This is a genomic window from Streptomyces milbemycinicus (genome assembly GCF_002154605.1).
Lineage (GTDB): Bacteria > Actinomycetota > Actinomycetes > Streptomycetales > Streptomycetaceae > Streptomyces > Streptomyces milbemycinicus.
Genome location: NZ_MUNE01000943.1, coordinates 1 through 895, shown reverse-complemented (window position 1 = coordinate 895; position 895 = coordinate 1). Strand labels below are relative to the sequence as shown.

The following is an 895-nucleotide window of genomic DNA, read 5'->3' as shown; positions in this document are numbered from 1 at the left end:
GGGGCGTACGGAGGCGCGTCGGACGAGGGCTGGCCGGACAGCGGCGGGTCATGCGGAGGCGGGCCGGACGAAGGCGGGCCGGACGGAGTCAGGTCGTGCGGAGTCAGGCCGGACGAAGGCGGGTCATGCGGCGGCGGGTCGTGCGGCTCCGGGCCATGCGGAGGCGGGCCATACGGAGGTGGGTCGGACGGGGGCGCGTCGTGCGGGGGCCGGTCGGACGGCGGACGTGCGGTCACGGGGGTGTCCTCCCAGGGGGCTGGGTGCGTCGTATCAGGTGCGGGTCGCGGCCAGGCGGCGGATGGCGGACATCGGGACGGGCAGCCACTCGGGGCGGTGGCGGGCCTCGTAGACCACCTCGTACACCGCCTTGTCGGTCTCGTGGGCCCGCAGCAGCTCCGGGTCGTCGCGCGGGTCGGTCCCGGACGCCTCCGCGTAGCCGGCGCAGTACGCGGCACGGGAGTGGCCGGCCCAGTCCTGCGGGCTGTCGTGGCCGCCCACGGCCGCCGCGTAGTCGAACGAGCGGAGCATGCCCGCGATATCGCGCACCGCCGGCTGGGGGCGACGGCGCTCGTCGAGGGGGCGCGAGGGCTCGCCCTCGAAGTCGATGAGGGACCAGCGCGCCGCGCCCTCGACCGTCCGCCGCAGCACCTGGCCCAGGTGCAGATCGCCGTGGATGCGCTGGGCGGTCCAGGTGCGCCCGGCGCGGCCGAGCGCGGCCAGGTCCTCGTACGCGGAGTGCAGTGCGGCACGGTACGGGTGGAGGGCGGGCACGGCCGCGGCGGCCGAGTCCAGGCGCTCGGACATGGCGGCGGCGAGGTGCTCGATCTGCGGGCGGCGCAGATGGGAGGTGGGCAGCGCGCGGGCCATGGCCAGATGGACCTCGGCGGTGGCCTGC

Annotated in this window: 1 pseudogene; it reads right to left on the bottom strand. The window is 76.9% G+C overall.

The annotated features are described in order from the left end of the window. Positions 1–270: 270 nt before the first annotated feature. Positions 271–895 (bottom strand): annotated as a pseudogene (locus CCN51_RS49285) (phosphotransferase); the annotation flags it as partial.